Here is a 23,674-nt window from a genome sequence, read left to right as displayed (position 1 = left end):
GGTCCTCGCCCACCTGGCGCAGGCCCTCCAGGTCGTGGACGTCCTCGGCCTGGGCGGGGACCGCCGTGACCGGGACGGTCGGGTGCGTGGACGCGAAATGGTCGCGGAGGCGCTCCTCGCGGGCGGCCAGCTGCATGCGGTCGGTGTGGAGGCGCAGCAGGGCCGCGGTCAGCGTGTGCTCGCCGCGCTCCTCCAGCGTCTCGGCGGCGGCCTGGCTCCGCGCCGCCGACAGGCCGTCCGCCGCGGACTCGTGGACGCGGTTCACGACGAGCCCGGCGAGCGGCATCCGCTCCTCGGCGAGCCGCTCGACGAAGTAGGACGCCTCGCGCAGCGCGTCCGGCTCGGGCGCGGCGACCACGAGGAACGCGGTCCCGGGGGTCTGCAGCAGTTTGAACGTCTTCTCGGCGCGCTCCCGGAACCCGCCGAACATCGTGTCGAACGCGGCGACGAACGTCTGCACGTCGCGGAGCAGCTGGACGCCGAGGACCTTGTTGATCGCCCCGGTGAACATGCCGAACCCGGCGCTGATCACCTTGACGCCGAAGCGGCCGCCGGTCTTGGCCGGGGCGGCGAGGATCTTCATGAAGCGGCCGTCGAGGAAGCGGCCCATGCGCTCGGGGGCGTCCAGGAAGTCCAGCGCGTTCCGGGACGGCGGCGTGTCCACGATGATGAGGTCCCAGGCGCCGGAGCGGTGCAGCTGCCCGAGCTTCTCCATCGCCATGTACTCCTGCGTGCCCGACAGGCTGGACGACAGCGACTGGTAGAAGGGGTTCGCGAGGATCTGCTTCGCCCGGTCCGGGTCGGCGTGCGCCTCGACGATCTCGTCGAAGGTGCGCTTCATGTCGAGCATCATGGCGTGCAGCTCGCCGCCGTCGTCGCCGTCGATCTCGATCTTGCGCGGGTTGTTGTCGAGCTCGGACAGGCCCATCGACTGGGCGAGCCGGCGCGCCGGGTCCACGGTGAGGACGACGACGTCCCGGCCCCGTTCGGCGGCCCGCACACCGAGCGCGGCGGCCGTGGTGGTCTTCCCAACCCCGCCGGACCCGCAGCACACGATGATCTTTGTGCGCGGGTCGTCGAGCAGCGCGTCGACGTCCAGGGCGGGGGGAGTCTTGCTGATCGGGCTCATCGCTTCACCTCTGCCGTCCGGCCTCCGGCCCTCCGCCGGGACCGCTCCACACGCCTCACCGCACCGCTCCCAGCGCACACCCAGGACACCCCGGGCACCGCCCCAGCACACACGACCGCCCGCTCACCGTCCCCCGGCACACGACCGCCGTGCTGGCTCCGCCCAGTCATGCCTGTTGCCTGTGAGGGGCCACACCCCACACCCCCCCGGCAAGGACCGCAGCGTGCCCTGGGTTCGCTCCGTCATGCGTGTTGACTGTGGGGGGCGACCCCCCACGCCCCCCACCAAGGACCGCAGCATGCCGTCGCTTCGCTCCGTCATGCTGCGCCCTGGGCGCGCAGGGCGGCGGCCAGGTCGTAGAGGCCGGCGAGGTCCATGCCGTCCGACAGCATCGGGAGGGTGTAGCGGGGGCGGTCGATCGAGTCGAGGCGTTCCTTCTCGCGGCGCTGGAGGGCGGTGCGGCGGGCGTGGTCGCCGGCCTCGGCGGCGAGGACGGCGGCGATCGACTCGGCGTCGTGCTCCAGGCCGGCGGCCTTGACGCCGCGCAGGATCTGGTCGGTGTCGAGGGTGCCGGCGGCGGCCGCGGCGAGGTCGTCCTCGGTGAGGACGGGCTCGTGCTCCATGTTGACGATGACGCCGCCGACGGGGAGCCCCACGTCGGTCAGGTCGCGGATGCCGTCCATCGTCTCCTGGACGGGCATCTCCTCAAGGAGCGTGACGAAGTGGACGGCTGTCTCCGGGCTGCGCACGACCTTCATCACGGTGTCGGCGTGGTTGCGCACGGGGCCGACCTTGGCGAGGCCGGAGACCTCTTCGTTCACGTTCAGGAACTTCGTGATGCGGCCGGTGGGCGGAGCGTCCATGACGACGGCGTCGTAGATGAAGGAGCCGTCCTTCTTCTTGCGCCGCACCGACTCGGAGGTCTTGCCGGTGAGGATGACGTCGCGCAGGCCGGGGGCGATGGTGGTGACGAAGTCGACGATGCCGAGCTTGGTCATCGCCTTCCCGGCGCGCTTGAGGTTGTAGACCATCTCGAGGTACTCGATGAGCGCCTCTTCGGTGTCGATCGCGAGCGCGTACACGTCGCCGCCGTCCGGGGCGACCGCGACGCGGCGCTCCTCGTACGGGAGGGGCGGGCAGTCGAAGAGCTGGGCGATGCCCTGGCGGCCCTCGACCTCGACGAGCAGGACCTTGCGGCCGCCGGCGGCCAGGGCAAGGGCGAGGGCGGCCGCGACGGTCGTCTTCCCCGTGCCGCCCTTACCGGTGACCACATGGAGGCGTACGCCGTCCCAGTCGGTGTCTCTCGCGCTCACCCGATCGACCATATCGTTCACTCGGCAAACACTTCAGAGGCCGCCCACCCGTATGCAAGTGATCCCTGACACGGTCGCCCGGAAGATCATCTGGATGGACGTTGTAAACGGGCCTGCCCGCGCGGTTAGCTGGGAAACGTGGAGCCGTCCCGGACGGTTCCGTCTGGATCTTCACGGGTCCGGAGTTCTGCCGGCGTGCAGGCGCCGGCCGGCCACGTGAGAAAGGTGCCCGTGATGGAAGCGGTGGCACTCATCATCCTGCTCATCGTCGTCGTCGGGGGGCTGCTCGCCCTGACGTCGTCGATCCGCATCGTCCAGCAGTACGAGCACGGCATCGTGTTCCGGTTCGGCCAGGTCCAGCGGGGCGGGCAGCTGCGCCCCGGCGCCGTGCGGACCCCGGGTCTGACGGCGATCGTGCCGGTCGTGGAGCGCATGCAGAAGGTCAGCCGGCAGACGATCACCATGGGGGTCCCCGGCCAGGACGGCATCACGCAGGACAACGTCAGCGTCCGCGTCGACGCGGTCGTCTACTTCCGGGTGATCGACCCGGTGAAGGCGATCGTGAACGTCCACAACTACGGTTACGCGGTCTCGCAGGTGGCGCAGACGTCGCTGCGGTCGGTCATCGGCCAGGCCGACATGCAGGAGCTGCTCGGCGAGCGCGAGAAGATCAACATGCGGCTGCGCGCGATCATCGACGAGATCACCGAGGGGCCGTGGGGCATCCTGATCGAGCGGGTCGAGATCAAGGACGTCTCGCTGCCCGAGGGCATGAAGCGGTCGATGGCGCGGCAGGCCGAGGCGGAGCGGGAGCGCCGCGCCCGCATCATCACCGCGGACGGCGAGTTCCAGGCGTCCAAGCGCCTCGCCGCCGCCGCCGAGATCATGTCGCAGGACCCGGCGGCCCTGCAGCTGCGGCTGCTGCAGACGGTCGTGGAGGTCTCCGCGGAGAAGAACAGCACGCTGGTCATGCCGCTGCCGGTCGAGATCCTGCGGTTCTTCGAGCGCGCCGCGGGCGGTCCCGGGCGCACCGAGGAGGAGGGCGACGGGAGCAGGCTCGACCTCGGCGAGCGGCTCGCGAAGGCCGAGGAGGAGCTGGCCAGGGCGGCGGAGCAGCCCTCGACCCTGGAGTCGGCCGAGGACGTCCCGCCGGTCATCGGGCTGGACGAGCCGAAGCGCGAGCCCGCGTCGAGCGAGAACCGCGGCATCACCAGCGGAGGCCCCGCCTCGGAAGAGCCCGCCTCGGAGGAGCGGCCGGACGAGCCGCGCTGACCTGTGGGCCGCCCCGCGCAGGGGCGGCCCGCAAGCACGGTCACCAGCCGCGCCTGGGGTGCCGTGCTGTGGTCGGCCTGTCCCCGGCGGCCCGTGCCGAGGCTGTTCACGGCGACCGGTCGCCGCGCCGGATGGTGAGCGGGACGGCCAGCAGGCGGGACGGGGTCAGGCCGAACATGCCGTGGAACGCGCTGCTCAGATGGGACGGGCTGGAGAAGCCCGCGTCGGCGGCGACGCGGGTGAGGTCGTGGCCCGCGTCGATGAGTTCGGCCGCGCGGAGCATCCTCGACCAGAGGCGGTAGCGGCGGAAGCTCGTCCCCGTCTCCGCCTTGAACAGATGGAGAAAGCGGGACACGGAGAGGCCCGCTTCATCGGCCAGGAGCCTCGCGGTCACCGTGGACTCCGGGTTCCGCAAGAGCCGGCGGGTGGCGGCATGGATGCGCGGGTCGCGTCCTGTACCGGGAGAGGCCGGTGCTGCCATGGTCAGCCAGGAGGCGCCGTACCCGTGGCGCAGCAGGCTGGTCTCGGCGCGGTGGGAGTGGCTCAGGGGCCCGTCCGTCACCGTCATTTGGGCGCGGCATGACTTGGCATAGGACGAGCCCGCGTCGAGGTAGCAGAAGACCATCTGTCCACCCCGGGCGACCACCTGGTGCGGCAGGCGCGGTGGAATCAGCACGCTGCGGGCGGTGACGGGCGTCCACCCGGGGACTTCTACTCGGACGGGTGCGTCGACACCGACGGCGAGACACTCCACTGAGCCCGTGTGCACGCCAAGGTCCAATGACGGGCCCGCGTAGAGCGCCTGTCCCGGCCACAGCCAAAGGGTGGCGCTCGTGGAGCACGTTCTTGAAAGCGCCTGCACGGCGGCTCCCACATCCTTCCGGTGAAGCGAGTTCGGAGACTAACCCGGAGGTCCTGGCAGTGCCCACCACAGTCATCGTCGTAGTCGCCGTGTTCTTCCTTGCGATGGGGCTGTACGGCCTCGCAACGCCAGCGGCCCTGATCCGGCCGTTCGGGGTGGTGCTGTCTTCCGCGGACGCCCGTACCGAGGTCCGTGCCGTGTACGGAGGGTTCGGCATAGCGATGGCGGGTCTGCTCGCAGTAGCGGCACTTGATGTCGGCCAGGTCCGGCAGGGGGCCGTCCTAGCGGTGGCGTGCGCGCTTGCCGGGATGGCCGTGGGACGCCTTGTCGGGTGGGGCGCCGACAGGCAGATCGGGTTCTATCCGACGTGGTTCTACTTCGGCGTGGAGGCCGTTGCCGCAGGGGCCTTGGTGGGCGCGCTGTGAACGACGGGCTCGAACGGGGTTCCAGTGGGGCGATCGCTAGGGTGAACGCCATGAAGAAGTGGGAGTACGCGACCGTTCCGCTGCTGGTGCACGCGACCAAGCAGATCCTCGACAACTGGGGCCAGGACGGGTGGGAGCTCGTCACCGTCCTGCCGGGTCCGAACCCGGAGAACCTCGTGGCCTACTTCAAGCGCGAAGTGCAGTCGTAGGCGCCGGATTCCAGTCAGCAGCACCTCAACGAGGAGGAGTGGCCATGAGCACGCCCGAAGAGCGGATCCGCGAGCTGGGGATCGAGCTGCCGGAGGTCGTCCCGCCGGTGGCGTCGTACGTGCCGACGGCGCGGACGGGTTCGCTGGTCTACACGGCGGGCCAGGTGCCGATGGTGAAGGGCAAGCTGGGCGTCACCGGGAAGGTGGGCGCCGAGGTCGACCCGGAGGAGGCCGCCCGGCAGGCGCGGATCTGCGCGCTGAACGCGATCGCGGCGCTGAAGGCCGAGGTCGGCGAGCTGTCGCGGGTGGTGCGGATCGTGAAGGTCGTCGGGTTCGTCGCGAGCGCTCCGGACTTCCACGGGCAGCCGCAGGTGGTCAACGGGGCGAGCGACCTGCTGGCCGAGGTGTTCGGGGACGCGGGCAAGCACGCGCGCAGCGCCGTGGGCGTCGCGGTCCTGCCGCACGATGTGCCGGTCGAGGTCGAGCTCATCGCCGAGGTCCAGTAGGACCAGGCTTGACGGAACGCCATTCGGTATGTCCGAATGACTCGCCATGGGCACTGTGAACGGGTTGAAGCTGCCGGCGAGTTTCCGGGATCGGATCGAGGACATCCGGGCGGGCCGGGCCGAGCCCGTTCCCGCCCGGGACGCGGCCACGGTCGTGGTGCTCCGGGACCATGACAAGCACGGGCTGCAGGCGTTCATGCTGCGCCGCGTCCGGTCGATGGCGTTCGCGCCGGGCGCGTACGTGTTCCCCGGCGGGTCGGTCGATCCGCGCGACGGCGAGGCCGAGCTGGCGTGGTGCGGGCCGCCCCCCGCCGAGTGGGGCGGGGCGTTCAAGGCGGGCGAGACGCTGGCCCGTGAGCTGGTGTGCGCGGCGGTCCGCGAGACGTTCGAGGAGACGCTCGTCCTGCTCGCCGGGCCGACGAGCGGCACGGTGGTGGACGACACGCGCGGCGACGACTGGGAGGCCGACCGGCAGGCGCTGCTGGATCGTTCCCAGTCGTTCGGCGGCTTCCTCGCCCGGCGCGGCCTCGTGCTGCGCGCCGACCTGCTGCGCCCGTGGGCGCACTGGATCACCCCGGCGATCGAGCCGAAGCGCTACGACACCCGGTTCTTCGTCGCCGCGATGCCGGACGGGCAGCGGGCCAGGGACGTCAGCACCGAGGCCGACCAGGTCGCCTGGGTGCGTCCGGCGGAGGCGGCCGAGCGGGCGGTGAAGGGCGAGTGGATGATGCTGCCGCCGACGATCGCGACGCTGGCGGAGCTGGCCGAGTTCGACACGGTCGCGGACGTGCTGGCGGCGCCGCGCGAGATCGTCGTCCACGAGCCCACGGCGGAGATCATCGACGGCGAGGCGTACCTCGTGCTGCCGGAGGGCACCGAGCGGCACTACGCGCAGGGCTGACGATGGGCCGCGGAATGCCCCGCTCGCAGGCCGTCATGTGGCGGCTGGCCGGGACGTCGGCGCTGCGGCACCTCGATCGGCTCGGCTGGAACCCGGTCCGCCACCCCGATCGGGCCTCGGGCAGGATGGGAGATATGACGGAGATCGACGGGATGGGTACCGAACGGGCGGTCTGCGTGCTCGCTCCGAACCCGTCCGCCATGACCCTGGACGGCACGAACACCTGGATCATCGCCGAGCCCGGGTCGGACGAGGCCGTCGTCGTCGATCCCGGGCCGAAGGACGGCAAGCACCTCAAGCGCGTCCTGGACGTCGTCGAGCAGCAGGGGCGGCGCGTCGGGCTCGTCCTGCTCACGCACGGCCACCCCGACCACTCGGCCGGGGCGGGGAAGTTCGCGAGGCTGGCCGGCGGCTCCGTCAAGGTTCGGGCGCTGGACCCGAAGCACCGGCTCGGCGACGAGGGGCTCGGGGAGGGCGACGTCGTCACCACGGGCGGCCTGGAGCTGCGGATCATGGAGACCCCGGGCCACAGCGACGACTCGCTGACGTTCTGGCTGCCGGCGGACGGCGCCGTCCTCACCGGCGACACCGTCCTCGGGTACGGGACGACCGTGCTGGAGGGGAGTCTCGGCGACTACCTCGGCTCGCTGGACCGGCTCCGCCGGTTCGCCGCCGACGTCGAGGCCGCCACGATCCTCCCCGGCCACGGCCCCAGGCTGGACGATCCGATCGCCGTCCTCGACCACTACATCGACCATCGCCGCGAGCGCCTCGCGCAGGTCGAGGCGGCCGTCGCGGCGGGCGCCCGCACGGCCCGCGAGGTCGTCGAGCGGGTGTACGCCGACGTCGACAGGGCGCTCTGGCCCGCCGCCGAATGGTCGGTCCAGTCGCAGCTCGACTACCTCAACTCCCGCTGAGGCCGCCGGGGCCCGCTGGGGGCCCGCTGAGGCGCCGCCTGTCGGGGACTTACTTGGAGCGCTTGCGGAGGCGCTCGATGTCGAGGATGACGACGGCCCGCGCCTCGATGCGCAGCCAGTTGCGCTGGGCGAAGTCGGCGAGCGCCTTGTTCACGGTCTCGCGGGAGGCGCCGACGAGCTGCGCCAGCTCCTCCTGCGTGAGGTCGTGGTGCACGTGCAGGCCGGCCTCCGACGGCTGGCCGAACCGCTCCGCCAGGTCGAGCAGCGCCTTGGCGACGCGCCCGGGGACGTCGGTGAAGACCAGGTCGGCCATCACGTCGTTGGTCTTGCGGAGCCGCTGCGCCAGCGCGCGGAGCAGCTGGACGGCGACCTCGGGGTGCCCGGTGAGCCAGGGCCGCAGGTCGTCGTGGCCGAGCCCGGCGAGGCGGCACTCGGTGACCGCGATCGCGCTGGCGGTGCGCGGGCGCGGGTCGAACAGCGACAGCTCGCCGAACATCTCGCTCGGGCCGAGCACGCTCAGCAGGTTCTCCCGGCCGTCCGGCGCCGTCCGGGTCAGCTTGATCTTGCCCTCGAGGACGACGTACAGCCGGTCTCCCGTCTCGCCCTCGTTGAACAGTGTCTGACCGCGGGCGAGACGCACCTCGGTCACGTTGGCGCGCAGCGCCTTGGCGCCCTGCTCGTCGAGGGCCTCGAAGAGCGGGGCTCTGCTCAGAACGTCCACGTCGCGATCGGTCACGCTTCTCCTCCTCGAACACCTACATGCCTAGTGTGACGTACGTCCCACCGCGGACGTGAAGGCAGGGTCACGGCGCGCCGAAACGCGGGACCGGGGAACTTCCGTCCCGCGGCGGGCCACGGTCCCGTTCGCCCAGTGTACGGACCACTGGGTGAATGCCATCACACCGGTCTCATCACCTGTTAACGGACGACCCGGGCAAGGGGCGCGGGTGCCTTAACCTGAGCGGATGCAGAGCTCCGGATCCGGCCCCGCACCGCGCCGGCTGCCGCGGGGCCGTCACGCGCTGTCCCGTTCGGAGGTCGAGCGGGTGCACCGTGACCGCCTCTGCGCGGCCATGGCCGCGGCGATGCTGGAGAAAGGGTACGTCGGAACCTCGGTTGAGGACGTCCTCAAACGGGCGAGAGTGTCGCGGCAGAGCTTCTACGGGCTGTTCTCGTCCAAGCTCGACTGCTTCATGGCCGCGTTCGACAAGGCGGGCGAGGTGCTCATGCACCGCCTGGAGGGCGCCGTGGGCGCCGCCGCCGCGGCGGGCGGGGGCGAAGGCGACCCGGCGATCCGGTTTGAGCGGGCCGTCACCGCCTATCTCGAGGCGCTGTCGTCCGAGCCGGGGTACGCGCGCCTGTTCCTGGTGGAGGTGTACGCGGCTGGGCCGGAGGCCGTACAGCGGCGTGCCGCCATACAGGGTGCGCTGGTCGGCGCCTTGACCGGGCTCATGGGCGTGACCAGTCCGGCGGGCGAGTTCGCGTGCAAGGTCGTCGTGGCGGCGGTGAGCTCGATGGTGACGCCGGCGATCGCGACGGGCGACGTGGAGGCGCTGAAGGCGATCGGCCCCCCGATCACCGAGCACGTGCGCCTCCTCGTCCGGTCGGGTGTTCTGGACTCCTGACCTGCGCTGAGGCGCTATCCGGCCGTCTGAGGTGTGGTGATGCTCACTCGCGTGGTGGCGACGCCGTGTGCGCGCGGGAGCGTGATGGTGATCCGTCCGCGCGGCCCGGCGGTCGTCTTGATGACGCGGTGCGTCCACCCCTGCGTTACGCCGACGACGACACGTGTGCCCGGACGGTAACTCGCGGGGGTCGTGACCGTGGCGGTCCCGGAGGCGCGCAGCGTGAAGCCCGCCTTGGACGCGTCGGAGAGCGCGCTGAACTCCCGGGCCTTGCGCCGGTCGAGCGAGACCGTCCAGCCCCACTGCGTCCAGGTCCGGTCGATCGACCGGTAGGACGTCTTCGCCGGCGGCGGGGGCGGCGCGGCGAACGTCCGCATCAGCGGGTCGATGTGCTGCCGCAGGTCACGCGCCCAGTACGGGAAGATGTGGGTGCCGAACACGTAGTCGGTGTACCGGCTGGGGATCTTCAGCTCCTGCAGCCGCCGGTGGAAGCTGACCGTCGAGGTGTGCGTGAGCGCCTCGATGCCGATCGCGGCGGGGTCCGGCGCCGGCGGGTCGAGCGGGCCCGGCAGGCCCGTGGCCGTGTAGAGCGCGAGCCGCATGCCGCGCAGGTTGGACGCCAGGCCGGCCGGGTCGTGGCCGCGCCAGTTGACGTCGTCGGTGAGCCGGGAGCCGAAGATCGCGTCCGGGCTCACCCCGTTGAGGGCGACCGCGATGTAGGAGACGACGGCCGTCGCGCCCACCGCCACCACGGGATCGGAGGAGATGTCGGGCGCGCCGGAGAACGACGCGGCGGACACGAACAGCTCGGGATGCCGGGCGGCGTAGCTCATCGCGCCGAACCCGCCCTGGGACAGGCCCGCGACGGCCCGTCCGCCGCGGCCGGCGACGGTGCGCAGGTTGCGGTCGATCCACGGGATCAGCTGGCCGACGTGGAAGGTCTCCCACTTGGACGGCCCGAGCTTCGTGCCCGGGTCGGCCCAGTCGGTGAACCAGCCGCCGCCGTTGCCGTCGAAGCCCGCGTCCGGCATGACGGTGATCAGCGGCCGTCCGGCGGTGGTCTTCGCGGCGTCGCCCTTCTCGACCCAGTCGGCGGCGCTTCCGGACGTCCCGTGGAACAGGTAGAGGACGGGGTAGCGGGCGCTCGTCCGCCGCTCGTAGCCGTCCGGCAGCAGGATGCGGACGTCCACGGCCCGTCCCAGCGCGGCCGTGCGCACCCGGACCGCGTACTGCCGGTCGTCAATGCGCCGCACGTTCACGACCTGGATGCCGCTGTCGTCGGAGAACCGGACGCCGCTCTCCACCGCCTGCGCCGGGACGGTCAGCCCGGCCGACGCCGTCACTGCCGCCATCACGACCGCGGTGAGGCGCTTCCCAGCAGCCGTGCGCCTCGCTCTTGTACGGACAGGTTCGGAGGGACGGGCGGCAGAGACGGGGCCTGGGGGCATGGGGGGACCTCCTGCGAAGACGGTTCCGGGTCAGCTGCCTCCGGGGCGGCGGGGGTGCGGGCCTCGGCGGGGCGCGTCGGGCTGGACGCGGAGGGCTGTGATCGCGGTGGCGAGCATCTCGTAGTGCCCGGCGAGCATGATCAGCTCGACGCACTCCCCCTCGGTGAGGTGGGTGCGGAGCCGTGTCCAGGTCTCGTCGTCCAGGTCCCGCTCGGCGTGGAGCCGGTCGACGGCGGTGAGGATCGCCTGTTCGCGGGGCGTCCAGCCGCCGGCGGACGGCCCCGCCTTGACGCGCTCGACGTCCGGCGCGCGGACGCCGCTGCGGCGCCCCAGGCGGACGTGGTGGTCGAACTCGTAGCGGCAGTCGCGCAGGTGCGCGACGCGGAGGATCACCAGTTCGGTCTCGCGGCGGGGCAGGGTGCCGCCGGGCATGAGCCGTCCCGCGAACCACAGCCAGCCGCGGAAGAGCCCGCGGCGGCGCGCGAGGGTCAGGAAGAGGTTGGGCGGGCCCGTTCCCGCGACGCGCCCCGCGGCCTGGCAGATGACCCAGTTCAGCGCGCCGACGTCGCGGAGCCGGCCGGGCGTGGCGCGCGGCGCCGTCACCGCGCCGAGTCCGGTTGCGGCGTGGTCAGTTCGACGTGCTCCTTCCGCGCGACGTCGAGGATGCGGCGCAGGTCGCGCTGGACGGCGCGGTCGACCACGGGCTGCGCGAGCATCCGGACCGGCAGGACGCCGCCGACCCACCAGGGGGCGACGACGCGCTTGGAACGGCGGGCGATCCCGCGCTCCAGCGCGTCGATGCCGACCCGCAGCGGCGTGACCTTCGAGATGAAGCTGCTCGCCGACCTCGCGCTCGTCAGGGCGGACGCGGCCTCGGTGCTGAAGCCCCGCTGCGTCATGTCGGTGTCGAGTTCGGCGAAGTAGGCCACGCCCGCCTTCGCACCCCACGGCTTCAGCTCGGACCTGAGCGTGTTACCCATGGCCTCCACCGCCGCCTTGGACGCGCTATACGCACCCAGCAAAGGCGCCTGGACGGCTGCGGCGAGGGACGCCACGGCCAGTGCGTAACCCCGCTCGTGGCTGATGTGGGGTCCGGCCGCTCGCAGCGTGTTGTAGACGCCGAGCACGTTCACCTTGAGGCTCTGCTCCAGGACGGACGGGTCGCCGCCGATGATGGGCATCTGCGCGGCCACACCGGCGTTGGCGACGACCACATCGAGGCCGCCCAACTCCTGCACCGCGCTGTTCACGACCTCCTCGACCCTGTCGCGGTCGGTCACGTCGCAGGTCCACCAGGGGGCGGACCCGCAGTCCGCGGCGACGGAGGCGAGCAGGTCGGGTTCGAGTCCGGCGAGCGCGACGCGCGCGCCGCGCTCGTGCAGCCGGGCGGCGAGGGCCGCGCCGATGCCCCGCGCCGCGCCGGTGATCAGCACGCGGCGGCCGGCGAGGGTCGCCGGCCACGGGGACGAGTCCCACCGGGTGGAATCAAGGATCATGCCGCGACTCTAACATTAATGAACACACTCGTTCTTTTAAGGTTCGCTGCAAATTTCCGTAATGGCGGTACGGAACCGGCGTCTCCTCGTGCGGTGACAGGCGACCTATGAGGGTTGTGGTGACATGCGGGCCACAGGTTGGATGGCGTGGTGGTAGCGGGCGTGGAGGCGCGGCCGGACGCCGACCTTCTGGCGGCAGCCGCGGACGGTGACGAGCACGCGTCTGAGGAGCTGTTCCGGCGGCACCACACGGCCGTACTGAGGTACGCGCGCGGGTTAGTCCGGGACCAGCACCTCGCGGAAGACCTCACCAGCGAGGCGTTCACCCGCACGTTCGCGGCGATGCGCCAGGGCCACGGGCCGCGCGACGCCTGCCGGCCCTACCTCTACACGGTGGTCCGCAACACGGCCACCGACTGGGCCCGCGGCGACCGCCGCACCGTCGTGACCGACGAGGTCGCCGACTGGGCCTCCGCCCCCGAGGACGACCCTCCGCCGGACGTCGACGAGCTGGACGCGCTCGTGCGCGCCTTCCGCTCCCTGCCCGAGCGGTGGCAGACCGTCCTCTGGTACACGGTCATCGAGGACGAACCCATCGCGCAGGTCGCGGAACTGCTCGGCATGGAGAAGGGAGCGGTCTCCCAGCTGTCGTTCCGCGCGCGCGAGGGGCTCCGCCAGGCGTTCCTTGCGGCCAGTGCCGGAGGACGTCCCGAATGCGCGGAGTTCACCGCCGAACTCGCCGCGAACGTCCGCCGCCCAGGCCGGCGTCGCACACGCGCGCTGCGTCGGCATCTGGAGTCGTGCGATGAATGCAGGCGCGCGTCCAAGGAGATGACCGACCTCAACGGGCGGCTGCGGCGCGCCCTGCCCATCGGTGCCGTGCTGCTGGGCGCGCCTTCGGCGCCGTTCAGCCCGCTTGCTCCACTCGGCTCGGCGGCGTCCGGGGCCGGGTGGGCGCTGCCCATCGCCGTGGCGGGCGGCATCGCCACCGGGCTCGCGATCATCCTGTTCAGCACGGGAGGAGACGGGGCACAGGCGCCCCCAGAGGCCATCCGGCCGTCCGCTGTGCCCGCCCCGCAGACTTCTGCGGCGCCGCAGGACGTCCACCGGTCCGACTATGCCGCTGCTACACAGACCCCTGGGCGGGGCGGCACGGCACCTGGCGCTGGCGCTACTCCCGGTGCGGCCTCGGGTGCGGGCCCTTACCGGGTGCGCAACACGACGCTGCAATCGTGCCTGGCACCGAGCGGCACGGCGGTGGTGCAGCGTTCCTGCTCCGACTCCACCACCGGCTGGAAGCGCGAGAACGTCGGCGGCGGTTTCACGCTGACGAGCTCGTCCACCGGGCAGTGCATGGCCCGGGGCGAGGCGTCGGCGGGCGTGCCCTGGGAAGGCGGAAGCGAGTACTCGGTGGTCATGGTGCCCTGCGGCGGCGCCCACCAGGTCTGGACGTTGGCGCAGACCGCTCCGTCGGTCTACCGGCTCAGCAACGGCGACGGCTACTACCTGCAGGCGAGCTGGTCCGGGCTGAAACCCGTGTCGCTGAAGCCGGCCTCCTACGCGGGGATGGCCGCCCAGGGCTGGGCCATCGAGGGCACGCGCTGACCACATCGGTGCTTACCCGTAGCTGAGGTCGTCCCGCGCGGCGGCGGGCTCGGCGTTGAGGGCGAGCCATGCACGCAGCGCCATGTGCAGCTCAAGACGGTCGGACGTGCTGTGGAGAGCGTCACCGAACAGGTCCTCCAACTGCCGCAGCCGGTACCGGACGGTCTGCGGGTGCAGATGCAGGTGGCCCGACACCTCCGTGGCGTTGAACCCGCACTCCAGGCACGTCAGCAGCGTCTCGGCCAGCCGGTAGCGCTGCGCCGGGCGGGCGCGCAGCAGCGGCGCGAGCCGCCGGTCGATCACCTTCTCGATCAGCACCCGCTCCCGCATCATCACGATGATCGGCATGTGCCGCTCGGCGACCACCGGCGAGGCGGCCGTGATCAGCCCCTGGCAGGCCAGCCCCAGCGCCTCGCGCGCCAGCCGCAGCGACGTGCCCGCGTCCGCCGGCGCGACCGCCGGGCCGATCGCCGCCGTCCAGCCGTGCAGATGCCGCTCCAGCATCCGGGCGCGGCCGGGGCCCTCCGGGTCGGGCACGATCAGGCACGGCTCCGCCAAGTGCAGGCCCAGCAGGACGTCCGGCGGCAGCGCCGGATGCCGCGCCTCGGACCCGTGCTCGCGGAGCGCGACGGCGGCGACCGTGCGGGGCAGCGCCCAGTCCGCCTCCCGCGCCGGACCCCGCAGCTCCTGCGCGGACGCCTCGCCCAGCAGCAGCTCCAGCAGCCGCCGGCGGTGCTCCTGGCGCGCCCCCGCCGCGCGGGCGGCGGCGTCCGCGTGCCCCTCGGCGACGATCGCCGCCACCTGGTTCAGGTAGTCGAGGGCCGCGTTGGCGATGGCCGCGATGTTGGCCGGGCTCGTCCGGTGCCCGAGCCGCTCGGCGCACTCCGTGAGCTGCTCCACCGCGAGGCCCGTCCCGATCCGCGTCGCCGCCTGCCACGCGTCCAGCGTCCGCCCCTCGCTGGCCTCCCCGACGCCGATCTGCCGCCAGAACTCCACCACCTCCGCCGACGGCGCGCCGGGATCGGCCATCAGCTCCAGGAAATGGCCGATGGCGCACTCGACGCCCAGCACCATCGCCTTGGCGTAGCGGGGGTCGTGCGGCCGCACGAACTCCGGCAGCCGCTGCTCGATCCGCCGCACCGCCTCCGCGGCGATGCCCGGCACATGGTCACGGAGATCCTCGGCAATCCGGGCGGCGCCCTCGAACGACAGGTCGAGCTCGATCCGGCGCACCGGCAGACGGACCACCTGGCTGAGGTCGGACATGAGATCTCCTTCGGGGAACGACGTGCAGGGGAGACGGCGCGCCCCCGGCCCGATTACGCGCCTCGGCCGAAAACCCCGGTACGGCCGGATCCGGCCGCGGACGCTCTAGGCTGGCCGGTATGGCGACGGAGGCGACCCCGAAGGCGCGTGCTCGGAAGTGGAAGGACGAGACGAGGCTGGGGCTCGTCCGGCGGGCGCGCCGGATGAACCGGATCCTGGCCGAGACCTACCCGGACGCGCACTGCGAGCTGAACTTCGGCAGCCCGTTCCAGCTCCTCGTCGCGACCGTCCTGTCCGCGCAGACCACCGACATGCGGGTGAACCTGACGACGCCGGAGCTGTTCGCCAAGTACCCCACGCCTGAAGACCTCGCCGCCGCCGACCCGGAGGACGTCGAGGCGATCCTGAAGCCCACCGGGTTCTTCCGCGCCAAGACCAAGTCGGTGATGGGGCTGTCCGCGGCACTGCGCGACCAGTTCGACGGCGAGGTCCCAGGGCGGCTCGAAGACCTCGTCAAGCTGCCCGGTGTCGGACGCAAGACGGCCAACGTCGTCCTGGGGAACGCGTTCGACGTCCCCGGAATCACCGTCGACACCCACTTCGGCCGCCTCGCACGGCGGTTCCGCTGGACGGCCGAAGACGACCCCGTCAAGGTCGAGCAGGAGATCGGCGAACTCATCCCGCGCAAGGACTGGACGATGCTGTCCCACAGGCTCATCTGGCACGGCCGAAGGATCTGCCATGCCCGCCGTCCTGCCTGTGGTGCGTGCCCGCTCGCGCGCCTCTGCCCGTCGTTCGGTGAAGGGCCGACCGACGAGGAGACCGCCCGCAAGCTCGTCAAGCCAGGGCCGTTCTCATGACGGCCCAAGGCGCAGGGAAGGCGGCGGGAAGTAACGCGGGTGTTCCGGAGTTGGGACGGATGTGACCGAGACCGCCCCCAACACTCCCCACTGGCTCGCCCGCTTCCGTGTCGAAGGCCCCCGGATGCAGGTGCCGCCGATGTTCCGGCCCGCGCCCGCCGCCCGCGCCGCCGCCGTCCTGATCCTGTTCGGCGACGGTCCCGACGGCCCCGACGTGCTGCTCACCGAGCGCGCCGCCACCCTGAACAAGCACGCCGGGCAGCCCGCGTTCCCCGGCGGCCGCATCGACCCCGAGGACGACGGCCCGGTCGCGGCCGCGCTGCGCGAGGCGTGGGAGGAGGCCGGCGTCGAACCGTCCGGCGTGGACGTCCTGTGCACGCTGCCCGAGCTCTACCTGCCCCACAGCGAGCACCGCGTCACGCCCGTCGCCGGCTGGTGGCGCGAGCCGTCGGAGATCGCCCCCGGCCACCCCGGCGAGGTCGCGATGGTCGCGCGCGTCCCGATCGGCGAGCTGGTCGACCCCGCGAACCGGCTGATGATCCGGCACCCGTCCGGCACCAGGCTCGGGCCGGCGTTCCGCGTCCGCGACATGCTCGTCTGGGGGTTCACGGCCGCGCTGCTCATCCAGGTGCTGGACGCCGGGGGCTGGAACCGGCCGTGGGACATGTCTCATGTCGAGGACCTGCCGCCCGAGGACGTGGACCTCGCCTCCCGCGGGTGAGAATCTCAGCTGACAGGCGGGCGGGATCCGCAGGTCACAGCGCCGTATCCGGAGAGCATGGCCATGGTCACGGCCGCGTGTCACCCCTGACGGCTACCCGACGCACCCCAATCTGGTACATCGAGGGGACGTGCGGCGGCGGCGCGGCACTATACGGTTGAGCGGTGCTGCACGACCACGTTCTCGACCTGATCCTGCTCGTGCTCGTCGTGCTGTTCGGAGTCTCGGGCTACCGGCAGGGCTTCATCGTGAGCCTGCTGAGCTTCGCCGGCTTCGTCGGCGGCGGCGTCATCGGCGTGCTGATCGCGCCGCCGATCGCGGAGGCCGCGGTCGACGGCGCCGCGCAGCAGGCCCTGCTCGCCATCGTGGTCGCGTTCCTGTCCGCCACCCTCGGGCAGCTGATCGCCTCCTCGGTCGGCGCCGTCCTGCGCAACCGGGTGACCGGCATGAACGCCCGCACCGCGGACGCGGTCGGCGGCACCTTCGTCAGCGCGATGTCGCTGCTGATCGTCGCCTGGTTCTTCGGCAGCCTGGTCGCCAACTCCGAGTTCAAGCCCGTCCGGACGCAGGTCAAGGGCTCCTCGATCATCAACGGCATCAACGACGTGATGCCCGGGCAGGCGCAGACCTGGTTCACCTCGTTCCAGGGGTTCGTGAAGAGCAGCGAGTTCCCGCAGGTCTTCAACGGCCTCGGCGGCGAGTCGGTGGTGCAGGTGCCGCCGCCGGACGAGTCCGTGCTGAGCACCCGGGGGCTGAAGGCCGCCAAGAACAGCATCGTGAAGGTGGTCAGCACCGCGCCGCAGTGCCAGCGCCGCATAGAGGGCACCGGGTTCGTGTTCGCGCCGCAGCACGTCATGACCAACGCGCACGTCGTCGCCGGGGCGCGCGGCTCCTCGAAGGTGTCGCTGATCAACGGCGACAGCGAGCGCGGGCGGGTCGTCCTGTACGACCCCAAGCGGGACGTCGCCGTGCTGTACGTGCCGGGGCTGCGGGCGCCCGCGCTGCAGTTCGCCAAGGAGGCCCGCGTCCGCGACGACGCGATCATCGCCGGGTTCCCGAAGAACCAGCCGTTCACGCCGGGCGCCGCCCGGATCCGCGCCCGGCAGACGGCGCGCGGCCCGGACATCTACCACTCCGGGCAGGTCAGCCGCGAGATCTACGCCATCCGCGGCAAGGTCGAGCCGGGGAACTCCGGCGGGCCGCTGCTGTCCACGGACGGCCGCGTCTACGGCGTCATCTTCGCGGCGGCGCTGGACACCCCGTCCACCGGCTACGCGCTCACCGCCGAGGAGGTCGCCGCCGACGCGCGCGTGGGTGCCCAGGCCACGACCCCGGTCTCCACCCAGAACTGCTCCGACTGAGGCTGAGCGCCGCTGGGGCGGCGCGTAGGGCTGCTCAGGCCATGGCTGGTCAGTCAGACAAGGGCTGGTCAGAGCGGGGCTGCTTAGGGCAGGGCCGGTCAGGGCAGGTCTGCTCAGAGCAGGGCCGGCCAGGCAGGGCTGGTTAGGGCATGGCCCGTCAGAGCTGGGCCGGTCAGGGCTGGGTCTAGCTCATGCCGTGCTCAGGCCGTGGGGGTGAGGCGGAGGGTGATGGGGCCTTCCTCTGGGCTTGCGGCCAGCTCTCGTGCCTGCTTGACGACTCCCCGTACGTCGATGTTGTGCGGGGCGTCGGTCTCGTAGGGGACGAGGCGTTCGGCGGCGCGGCTCAGGAGCGCTTCGGCGCCGCGTGCGTTTCCCCTGCGAAGGTGGGTTATCCCTACGGCGACCTGTGCCAGCCCCCGCCAGAGCTCCCGTTCGGGCTCAGGAGCGGCCTTCCAGACCGCCTCCAGTACCTCGTGGGCGTGGAACGGGCGGTCGGCGTCCAACAGGCGCTGCGCCTCGGCCAGCGCGTCCGCCGGCGGCATGTCGAGGTCGTCCGGCATGGTGGGGATGCCTGTGGCGCCGTGGGGCAGTGGACGTCCGTAGGCGTCCCGCGGGCGTGCGTTGCGTGGGCGTCCAGACTCGTCCCGATCGCGCATGGCTCCACCGTACGCCCGGGGGTCAGCGTTCCGGCTCCGGGTCGGCCAGCCAGCCGAGCAGCTGCGCGTCGAACGCGCGAGGACGTTCCTGATGGGGGAAGTGACCGGCGCCTTCGATGAGCTTCCACCGGTAGGGGGCGGACACGTAGCGGCCTGAGCCCTGTGCACTGGCCGGGAGGGTGCATGTGTCGAGCGCGCCGTGCAGTTGCAGCGTGGGCACCTGGATGGGGGTGCGCATACGGTGCGCGTAGCGGATGCCGTCCGGACGTGCCTGCGACCGGATCAGCCAACGGTGGTACTCCAGCGCGCTATGGGCCGCCCCAGGGATCTGCACTGCCTTCCGCACGAGCTGCTCTGTGCGCTCGTCAGGCCAGCCTGGCCCGGACCAGTCGTGCAGGAGCTTGCCCACCAGCGCCGCGTCGTCGCGGACAAGGCGCCGTTCAGGCCACAGCGGCACCTGGAAGCCGAACGTGTGCCGCGTCGCCCAGCCCTGGCCGCGCGGGTCCCCGGCGACGGCCTGCCGCAGCCGCAGCGGATGCGGGGCGCTCACCACCGCCAGCCGCTGGACGGTCTTCGGGTGGTAGACGGCCGTCGTCCACGCGAGCAGCCCGCCCCAGTCGTGCCCGACGATGATCGCGTTCGCCTCGCCCAGCGCGCGGACCAGCCCGGCGGCGTCCCGGGCCAGCGTGACCAGGTCGTAGCCGCGCGGCGGCTTGTCGCTGCCGCCGTACCCGCGCAGGTCGACGGCGGCGGCCCGGTAGCCGGCCGCGGACAGCGAGACCAGCTGGTTGTGCCACGACCACCAGAACTCCGGGAAGCCGTGCAGCAGCAGGACGAGCGGGCCCTCGCCGGCCTCGGCGACGTGGAACCGCGTCCCGCCGGCGCTGACCTGCCGGTGGACCCAGGGCCCGTCGACCTCGATCAGCGACGCGTCGTGCCCGGACATGGCGTCGGTCAGCCCGTCGGCTCGAGGCCGGCGCCCTTGCCGCCGGCCTCGATCTCGTCGGAGTCGCCGCGGCGGCGCAGCGCGGTGAAGTCGTCCTTCAGCGTCTTGCGGGTGCGCTTCGCGCCCTCGATCCGCTTGATGAAGCGCTTGGCGAGGAGCATCAGCCCCCCGGCGAGCCCCACGTAGACGATCGAGACGATCAGGAACGCCAGCCACGGCCAGATGCCCAGTTCAGCGAGCCCGAGCGCGAACGAGATCGACAGCAGGATGACGACGAGTCCGCCCATCACCGCGGCGATGGTGACCATCACGCTGCTCAGCGCCGCCTTCTTGGCGTCGGCCTTCAACTCCATCTTGGCCAGGGCCATCTCGGCCCTGACAAGGTCGGAGACGTTGCCCGACGCCAACGCGACCAGCTCGCCGACGGACTTGTCCTCCATGCGCTCGCCCGGTAGTGCCTCGGACATATCGCTTTACTCCTTAGTCCGGGCGCGCGCGCACACGCACCCTTCTCCGGAAGACGACGGCCGCGGCCGCCGAGGCGAGAACGCTCGCGATCAGGACCGCAGTCGTCACTCTCTCGAATTGTGACGGGTCGGTATAGGCCAAACCGCCGATCAGCAGCGAAACGGTGAAACCCACCCCGGCGAGGAGCGCGACCCCCGCGATCTCATGCCAGTGCAGGTCCTCACCGAGCGTCGCCAGGTTGAGCTTGACCGCCGCCCACGCGCCGCCGAAGACCCCCAAGAACTTACCGATCACCAGTCCGGCGATCACGCCGAGGGCCACCCGGTCGGTGAACACGGCGCCCAGCTGGGACGCGCCGAGCCCGACACCGGCCGACACGAAGGCGAACACGGGCACGGCCACGCCGGCCGAGAACGGCCGGAGGAAGTGGTCGGCGCGCTCCGCGTTGGTGGCCCGTCCGTCAGGGGTCTCCTTGGGGCTGGTGAGCATCCCCAGGGCCACGGCGGCGACCGTGGCGTGGATCCCGCTCCGCTGTAGGAAGTACCAGGCCAGGAGGGCGATGGGCACGTACGCCCATGGTGAGCGGAAGTTCTTTCGCTGCAGCGCCCCATAGACGACGATGAGGAACACCGCGAGGCCCAGGAACAGCCAGTGCAGGGTGTCCGTGTAGAAGAGCGCGATGATGCCGATGGCTATCAGGTCGTCCACCACGGCCAGCGTCAGCAGGAACGCGCGCAGGGGCGCCGGGCATGAGGTGAACGTCACGGCGAGGACGGCCAGCGCGAACGCGATGTCCGTCGCCGTCGGCACGGCCCAGCCCCGCAACGCCCCCGGTTCCCCCGCGCTCACCATGAGGAAGATGAGCGCGGGCATCACCACACCGGCCGCCGCCGCTATCACCGGCAGGGCCGCGTCCCGCGGGTTGCGGAGTTCGCCGTGCGTCAGTTCCTCGCGCAGTTCAAGCCCGGCGATGAAGAAGAACACCGCCAGCAGACCGCTCGACGCCCAGTGCTGCACGTCCATGTGCCCGAGGTGCAGCCAGTGCGGGCTGATCTCGAACGTGCGGAGGCTCTCGTAGGCGTCCGCCCAGGGAGTGTTGGCCCACACCAGCGCGGCGACCGCCGCCAGCAGCATGACGACCCCGCCGATCGTCTCCATGCGCAACGCGCTGGCGACCTGCGCGCTGTAGCGGACGGTTGGGCGGACAGGCCACGTCGCGGCGACGCGGCGCCTCATGGTCGGGCGCGCCATGCGAAAACCCCCGGGAAGGTGGCGGACGGTCGGTCAAGGCACGGCCCGTACACCACGACGGGACGTCCCTGCCGACCAGACTTCCCGGCGCACCAGAGGACATTTTACCTGCTGGATCGTCCCGTCCGCCAAGCCGGGCCTCCTCCTGCGACGCGGAACGGCCCGCGCCCAGGGTGGGCGCGGGCCGTTCTCACGGTGCGGCGAGGGACGCCGGCGGCGGTCAGTCGTCGGACTTGGCGGCGGGGAGCTTCTCCGCGATCAGGTCCATGACCGTGCTGTCGGCCAGCGTCGTGACGTCACCGATGCTGCGGTTCTCGGCGACGTCGCGGAGCAGCCGTCGCATGATCTTCCCGGAGCGGGTCTTCGGCAGCTCCGGGACGATCATGATCTGGCGCGGCTTGGCGATCGGGCCGAGCGTCTTCGACACGTGCTCGCGGAGCTCGCGCAGGAAGTCCTCGCCCTCCACGTCGCCGCCCGCGTCGCCGCGCGGGATGACGAACGCGACGATCGCCTGCCCGGTCACCGGGTCGGTCGCGCCGACGACCGCCGACTCGGCGACCTTCGGGTGCGCCACCAGCGCCGACTCCACCTCCGTCGTGGAGATGTTGTGCCCGGACACGAGCATGACGTCGTCCACGCGGCCGAGGAGCCACATGTCGCCGTCCTCGTCCTTCTTGGCGCCGTCACCGGCGAAGTACAGGCCCTCGAACCGCGACCAGTACGTCTTGACGTACCGCTCGTCGTCGCCCCAGATCGTGCGGAGCATGCCCGGCCACGGCTCCCGGACCACCATGAACCCGCCGCCGCCGTTCGGCACCGACCGGCCCTGGTCGTCCACCACGTCCGCGGCGATGCCGGGCAGGGGACGCATCGCCGCCCCCGGCTTCGCCGCGGTGACGCCCGGCAGCGGGCTGATCATGATGGCGCCGGTCTCCGTCTGCCACCACGTGTCGACCACCGGCGTCCGGTCGGCGCCGATGTTCTTGCGGTACCAGATGTAGGCCTCCGGGTTGATCGGCTCGCCGACCGACCCGAGGACGCGCAGGGACGACAGGTCGTACTGCGCGGGGATGTCGTCGCCCCACTTCATGAAAGTACGGATCGCCGTGGGCGCCGTGTAGAAGATGGACACCTTGTACTTCTGGATGACGTCCCACCAGCGCCCCCGGTTGGGGGTGTCAGGGGTTCCCTCGTAGATGACGCTGGTCGACCCGTTGGCGAGCGGGCCGTACACGATGTAGGAGTGCCCGGTCACCCAGCCGATGTCGGCCGAGCACCAGTAGACGTCCGTCTCTGGCTTGAGGTCGAACACGGCCCAGTGCGTGTAGGCGCACTGCGTCAGGTAGCCGCCGGTGGTGTGCAGGATGCCCTTCGGCTTACCCGTCGTCCCGGAGGTGTACAGAATGTACAGGGGGTGCTCCGAGTCCATGGGCTCGGCGGTGTGCTCCTCGCTCTGCCGTTCCACGACGTCGTGCCACCACAGGTCGCGGTCGTTCTCGGCGACCTGCTCGCCGGTGCGGCGCACCACGAGGACGTGCTCGATCGTCGGCGTCTGCGCGACGGCCTCGTCCACGATGCCCTTGAGGTCGGACGGCTTGCCGCGCCGGAACCCGCCGTCCGCGGTGATGACGAGCTTGGCCTGCGCGTCGTCGATGCGGGTCCGGAGGGCCTCGGACGAGAAGCCGCCGAACACCACCGAGTGGGTCGCGCCGATGCGCGCGCACGCCAGCATCGAGATCGGCAGCTCGGGAATCATCGGCAGGTAGATCGCCACCCGGTCGCCCTTGCGCACGCCCAGTTCGAGCAGGGCGTTGGCGGTCTTGTTCACCTCGCGCTGGAGGTCGGCATAGGTGAGCGTACGGGTGTCCCCCGGCTCACCCTCCCAGTGGTAGGCGACCTTCGCTCCCCGCCCGGCCTCCACATGCCGGTCGACGCAGTTGTAGGCGACGTTCAGCTCGCCGCCCACGTACCACTTGGCGAACGGGGGATTGCTCCAGTCCAGGACCTCGTCCCACCGCTTGGTCCAGGTGAGGCGCTCGGCCTGCTCGGCCCAGAAGCCCAGGCTGTCCTCCGCGGCCTGCTCGTAGGCGTCGGCCTTGACGTTGGCGGAGGCGGCGAGATCGGCGGGCGGGGCGAAGCGGCGCGTCTCCTGCAGAAGGTTCGACAGTGTCTCTTGGCTCTGGCTCAACGCGAACTCCTTGCTAGGTGATGCGGGGTCGCCCGGTATCCCCACTTCACCAGGAACATCCCGGTCTTCACAAGGCCGGACCCCCTGAAGTGGAAGACGAACGCGACCGGCTCCCACGACTCGGGCATGTTGTGATCCCCGACACGACTGGCCTTCCCAGGTCCACTATCCGGGAACCGTCTCCGTTCTACGCCTCCCCGGCGCCTTACGCGAGCGCCCAGGCGCGCCCTCCCCTTGGTCCGCCTGGGC

At 71.6% G+C, this 23,674-nt stretch carries 24 protein-coding genes; 11 read left to right on the top strand and 13 right to left on the bottom strand.

Annotated features, from left to right (window positions below; genetic code table 11):
• A partial coding sequence (gene bagB, locus ETD96_RS15010; protein ID WP_138636955.1) for an ATPase BagB occupies positions 1-1,129 on the bottom strand: 1,129 nt, incomplete at its 3' end.
• A gap of 317 nt (positions 1,130-1,446) precedes the next feature.
• Positions 1,447-2,442, bottom strand: coding sequence for an ATPase BagA (gene bagA, locus ETD96_RS15005; protein WP_138636954.1), 996 nt, complete (start codon positions 2,440-2,442; stop codon positions 1,447-1,449).
• A 234-nt stretch (positions 2,443-2,676) separates the two neighbouring features.
• On the opposite strand from bagA, the gene ETD96_RS15000 reads away from it, so the two are divergent.
• Positions 2,677-3,714 (top strand): slipin family protein, encoded by a 1,038-nt coding sequence (locus ETD96_RS15000; RefSeq protein WP_138636953.1) that lies wholly within the window; start codon positions 2,677-2,679, stop codon positions 3,712-3,714.
• A gap of 106 nt (positions 3,715-3,820) precedes the next feature.
• Here ETD96_RS15000 and ETD96_RS14995 read toward each other — a convergent pair whose 3' ends face one another.
• Positions 3,821-4,390 carry a helix-turn-helix domain-containing protein gene (locus ETD96_RS14995; RefSeq protein ID WP_205719268.1) on the bottom strand — a complete coding sequence of 190 codons (570 nt, stop codon included), beginning with the start codon at positions 4,388-4,390 and terminating at the stop codon, positions 3,821-3,823.
• A 245-nt stretch (positions 4,391-4,635) separates the two neighbouring features.
• Between ETD96_RS14995 and ETD96_RS14990 the strand changes: the two genes are divergently transcribed.
• Genes ETD96_RS14990 through ETD96_RS14970 form a run of 5 tightly spaced genes read left to right on the top strand, consistent with a single transcriptional unit; the run spans position 4,636 to position 7,534 of the window.
• Positions 4,636-5,001 (top strand): DUF4345 domain-containing protein, encoded by a 366-nt coding sequence (locus ETD96_RS14990; RefSeq protein ID WP_138636951.1) that lies wholly within the window; start codon positions 4,636-4,638, stop codon positions 4,999-5,001.
• A 50-nt stretch (positions 5,002-5,051) separates the two neighbouring features.
• Entirely contained in the window at positions 5,052-5,210 is a 159-nt protein-coding gene (locus ETD96_RS14985; RefSeq protein WP_021591512.1) for a Sp36 family protein, read from the top strand.
• Between the two features lie 44 nt (positions 5,211-5,254).
• On the top strand, positions 5,255-5,716 hold the full coding sequence (locus ETD96_RS14980) for a RidA family protein (protein WP_138636950.1): 462 nt from the start codon (positions 5,255-5,257) through the stop codon (positions 5,714-5,716).
• A gap of 46 nt (positions 5,717-5,762) precedes the next feature.
• A complete protein-coding gene (locus ETD96_RS14975) occupies positions 5,763-6,617 on the top strand; it encodes an NUDIX hydrolase (protein ID WP_138636949.1) in 855 nt (284 codons plus the stop codon).
• Positions 6,618-6,631: 14 nt separating this feature from the next.
• The gene (locus tag ETD96_RS14970) at positions 6,632-7,534 is read left to right on the top strand and encodes an MBL fold metallo-hydrolase (RefSeq protein ID WP_240807665.1); all 903 of its coding nucleotides are present in this window, start codon (positions 6,632-6,634) and stop codon (positions 7,532-7,534) included.
• Between the two features lie 49 nt (positions 7,535-7,583).
• Here ETD96_RS14970 and ETD96_RS14965 read toward each other — a convergent pair whose 3' ends face one another.
• On the bottom strand, positions 7,584-8,270 hold the full coding sequence (locus tag ETD96_RS14965; protein ID WP_067483689.1) for a Crp/Fnr family transcriptional regulator: 687 nt from the start codon (positions 8,268-8,270) through the stop codon (positions 7,584-7,586).
• A gap of 229 nt (positions 8,271-8,499) precedes the next feature.
• Between ETD96_RS14965 and ETD96_RS14960 the strand changes: the two genes are divergently transcribed.
• Positions 8,500-9,159 (top strand): TetR/AcrR family transcriptional regulator, encoded by a 660-nt coding sequence (locus ETD96_RS14960; RefSeq protein WP_138636947.1) that lies wholly within the window; start codon positions 8,500-8,502, stop codon positions 9,157-9,159.
• 14 nt (positions 9,160-9,173) lie between these two features.
• Here ETD96_RS14960 and ETD96_RS14955 read toward each other — a convergent pair whose 3' ends face one another.
• The 3 genes from ETD96_RS14955 to ETD96_RS14945 form a co-directional block, all read right to left on the bottom strand.
• Positions 9,174-10,511 carry an alpha/beta hydrolase gene (locus ETD96_RS14955; RefSeq protein WP_171069034.1) on the bottom strand — a complete coding sequence of 446 codons (1,338 nt, stop codon included), beginning with the start codon at positions 10,509-10,511 and terminating at the stop codon, positions 9,174-9,176.
• Between the two features lie 126 nt (positions 10,512-10,637).
• Positions 10,638-11,210, bottom strand: a complete 573-nt coding sequence (locus tag ETD96_RS14950) for a carboxymuconolactone decarboxylase family protein (protein ID WP_138636945.1) — start codon at positions 11,208-11,210, stop codon at positions 10,638-10,640.
• Entirely contained in the window at positions 11,207-12,103 is an 897-nt protein-coding gene (locus ETD96_RS14945) for an SDR family NAD(P)-dependent oxidoreductase (protein ID WP_138636944.1), read from the bottom strand. The genes ETD96_RS14950 and ETD96_RS14945 overlap by 4 nt, the downstream gene beginning before the upstream one ends.
• Positions 12,104-12,250: 147 nt before the next feature.
• Between ETD96_RS14945 and ETD96_RS14940 the strand changes: the two genes are divergently transcribed.
• The gene (locus ETD96_RS14940) at positions 12,251-13,708 is read left to right on the top strand and encodes a sigma-70 family RNA polymerase sigma factor (RefSeq protein WP_171069033.1); all 1,458 of its coding nucleotides are present in this window, start codon (positions 12,251-12,253) and stop codon (positions 13,706-13,708) included.
• A 12-nt stretch (positions 13,709-13,720) separates the two neighbouring features.
• On the opposite strand, the gene ETD96_RS14935 is transcribed toward ETD96_RS14940, so the two are convergent.
• The gene (locus tag ETD96_RS14935) at positions 13,721-14,974 is read right to left on the bottom strand and encodes a PucR family transcriptional regulator (protein WP_138636942.1); all 1,254 of its coding nucleotides are present in this window, start codon (positions 14,972-14,974) and stop codon (positions 13,721-13,723) included.
• Positions 14,975-15,093: 119 nt separating this feature from the next.
• Between ETD96_RS14935 and nth the strand changes: the two genes are divergently transcribed.
• The 3 genes from nth (at position 15,094) to ETD96_RS14920 (ending at position 17,916) form a co-directional block, all read left to right on the top strand.
• Complete coding sequence (gene nth / locus ETD96_RS14930; protein ID WP_138636941.1) at positions 15,094-15,834, top strand: endonuclease III; 741 nt, start codon at positions 15,094-15,096, stop codon at positions 15,832-15,834.
• 61 nt (positions 15,835-15,895) lie between these two features.
• On the top strand, positions 15,896-16,555 hold the full coding sequence (locus ETD96_RS14925) for an NUDIX hydrolase (protein WP_240807663.1): 660 nt from the start codon (positions 15,896-15,898) through the stop codon (positions 16,553-16,555).
• 164 nt (positions 16,556-16,719) lie between these two features.
• Positions 16,720-17,916 carry a MarP family serine protease gene (locus ETD96_RS14920; RefSeq protein ID WP_171069032.1) on the top strand — a complete coding sequence of 399 codons (1,197 nt, stop codon included), beginning with the start codon at positions 16,720-16,722 and terminating at the stop codon, positions 17,914-17,916.
• Positions 17,917-18,116: 200 nt separating this feature from the next.
• On the opposite strand, the gene ETD96_RS14915 is transcribed toward ETD96_RS14920, so the two are convergent.
• The 5 genes from ETD96_RS14915 to acs form a co-directional block, all read right to left on the bottom strand.
• Positions 18,117-18,572, bottom strand: a complete 456-nt coding sequence (locus ETD96_RS14915) for a DUF309 domain-containing protein (protein WP_138636940.1) — start codon at positions 18,570-18,572, stop codon at positions 18,117-18,119.
• Between the two features lie 22 nt (positions 18,573-18,594).
• Positions 18,595-19,518, bottom strand: coding sequence for an alpha/beta fold hydrolase (locus tag ETD96_RS14910; protein ID WP_138636939.1), 924 nt, complete (start codon positions 19,516-19,518; stop codon positions 18,595-18,597).
• 8 nt (positions 19,519-19,526) lie between these two features.
• A complete protein-coding gene (locus tag ETD96_RS14905; RefSeq protein WP_138636938.1) occupies positions 19,527-19,985 on the bottom strand; it encodes a phage holin family protein in 459 nt (152 codons plus the stop codon).
• Positions 19,986-19,998: 13 nt separating this feature from the next.
• Positions 19,999-21,237 (bottom strand): Na+/H+ antiporter NhaA, encoded by a 1,239-nt coding sequence (gene nhaA, locus ETD96_RS14900; RefSeq protein WP_240807661.1) that lies wholly within the window; start codon positions 21,235-21,237, stop codon positions 19,999-20,001.
• A 220-nt stretch (positions 21,238-21,457) separates the two neighbouring features.
• Positions 21,458-23,425, bottom strand: coding sequence for an acetate--CoA ligase (acs, locus tag ETD96_RS14895; protein WP_138636937.1), 1,968 nt, complete (start codon positions 23,423-23,425; stop codon positions 21,458-21,460).
• Between the last annotated feature and the right edge of the window lie 249 nt (positions 23,426-23,674).

This window comes from Actinomadura geliboluensis (assembly GCF_005889745.1).
Classification (GTDB): Bacteria; Actinomycetota; Actinomycetes; order Streptosporangiales; family Streptosporangiaceae; genus Spirillospora; species Spirillospora geliboluensis.
This window is presented reverse-complemented; position numbering and strand designations above follow the sequence as displayed.

What these genes read in the sequence shown, in the direction of transcription:
- ETD96_RS15000 (WP_138636953.1), top strand. Translation starts at nt 2,677, where the DNA reads ATGGAAGCGGTGGCACTCATCATCCTGCTCATCGTCGTCGTCGGGGGG.
- ETD96_RS14985 (WP_021591512.1), top strand. Translation starts at nt 5,052, where the DNA reads ATGAAGAAGTGGGAGTACGCGACCGTTCCGCTGCTGGTGCACGCGACC.
- ETD96_RS14980 (WP_138636950.1), top strand. Translation starts at nt 5,255, where the DNA reads ATGAGCACGCCCGAAGAGCGGATCCGCGAGCTGGGGATCGAGCTGCCG.
- ETD96_RS14975 (WP_138636949.1), top strand. Translation starts at nt 5,763, where the DNA reads ATGGGCACTGTGAACGGGTTGAAGCTGCCGGCGAGTTTCCGGGATCGG.
- ETD96_RS14970 (WP_240807665.1), top strand. Translation starts at nt 6,632, where the DNA reads ATGCCCCGCTCGCAGGCCGTCATGTGGCGGCTGGCCGGGACGTCGGCG.
- ETD96_RS14960 (WP_138636947.1), top strand. Translation starts at nt 8,500, where the DNA reads ATGCAGAGCTCCGGATCCGGCCCCGCACCGCGCCGGCTGCCGCGGGGC.
- ETD96_RS14955 (WP_171069034.1), bottom strand. Translation starts at nt 10,511, where the DNA reads ATGGCGGCAGTGACGGCGTCGGCCGGGCTGACCGTCCCGGCGCAGGCG.
- ETD96_RS14945 (WP_138636944.1), bottom strand. Translation starts at nt 12,103, where the DNA reads ATGATCCTTGATTCCACCCGGTGGGACTCGTCCCCGTGGCCGGCGACC.
- ETD96_RS14935 (WP_138636942.1), bottom strand. Translation starts at nt 14,974, where the DNA reads ATGTCCGACCTCAGCCAGGTGGTCCGTCTGCCGGTGCGCCGGATCGAG.
- nth (WP_138636941.1), top strand. Translation starts at nt 15,094, where the DNA reads ATGGCGACGGAGGCGACCCCGAAGGCGCGTGCTCGGAAGTGGAAGGAC.
- ETD96_RS14915 (WP_138636940.1), bottom strand. Translation starts at nt 18,572, where the DNA reads ATGCGCGATCGGGACGAGTCTGGACGCCCACGCAACGCACGCCCGCGG.
- ETD96_RS14910 (WP_138636939.1), bottom strand. Translation starts at nt 19,518, where the DNA reads ATGTCCGGGCACGACGCGTCGCTGATCGAGGTCGACGGGCCCTGGGTC.
- ETD96_RS14905 (WP_138636938.1), bottom strand. Translation starts at nt 19,985, where the DNA reads ATGTCCGAGGCACTACCGGGCGAGCGCATGGAGGACAAGTCCGTCGGC.
- nhaA (WP_240807661.1), bottom strand. Translation starts at nt 21,237, where the DNA reads ATGGCGCGCCCGACCATGAGGCGCCGCGTCGCCGCGACGTGGCCTGTC.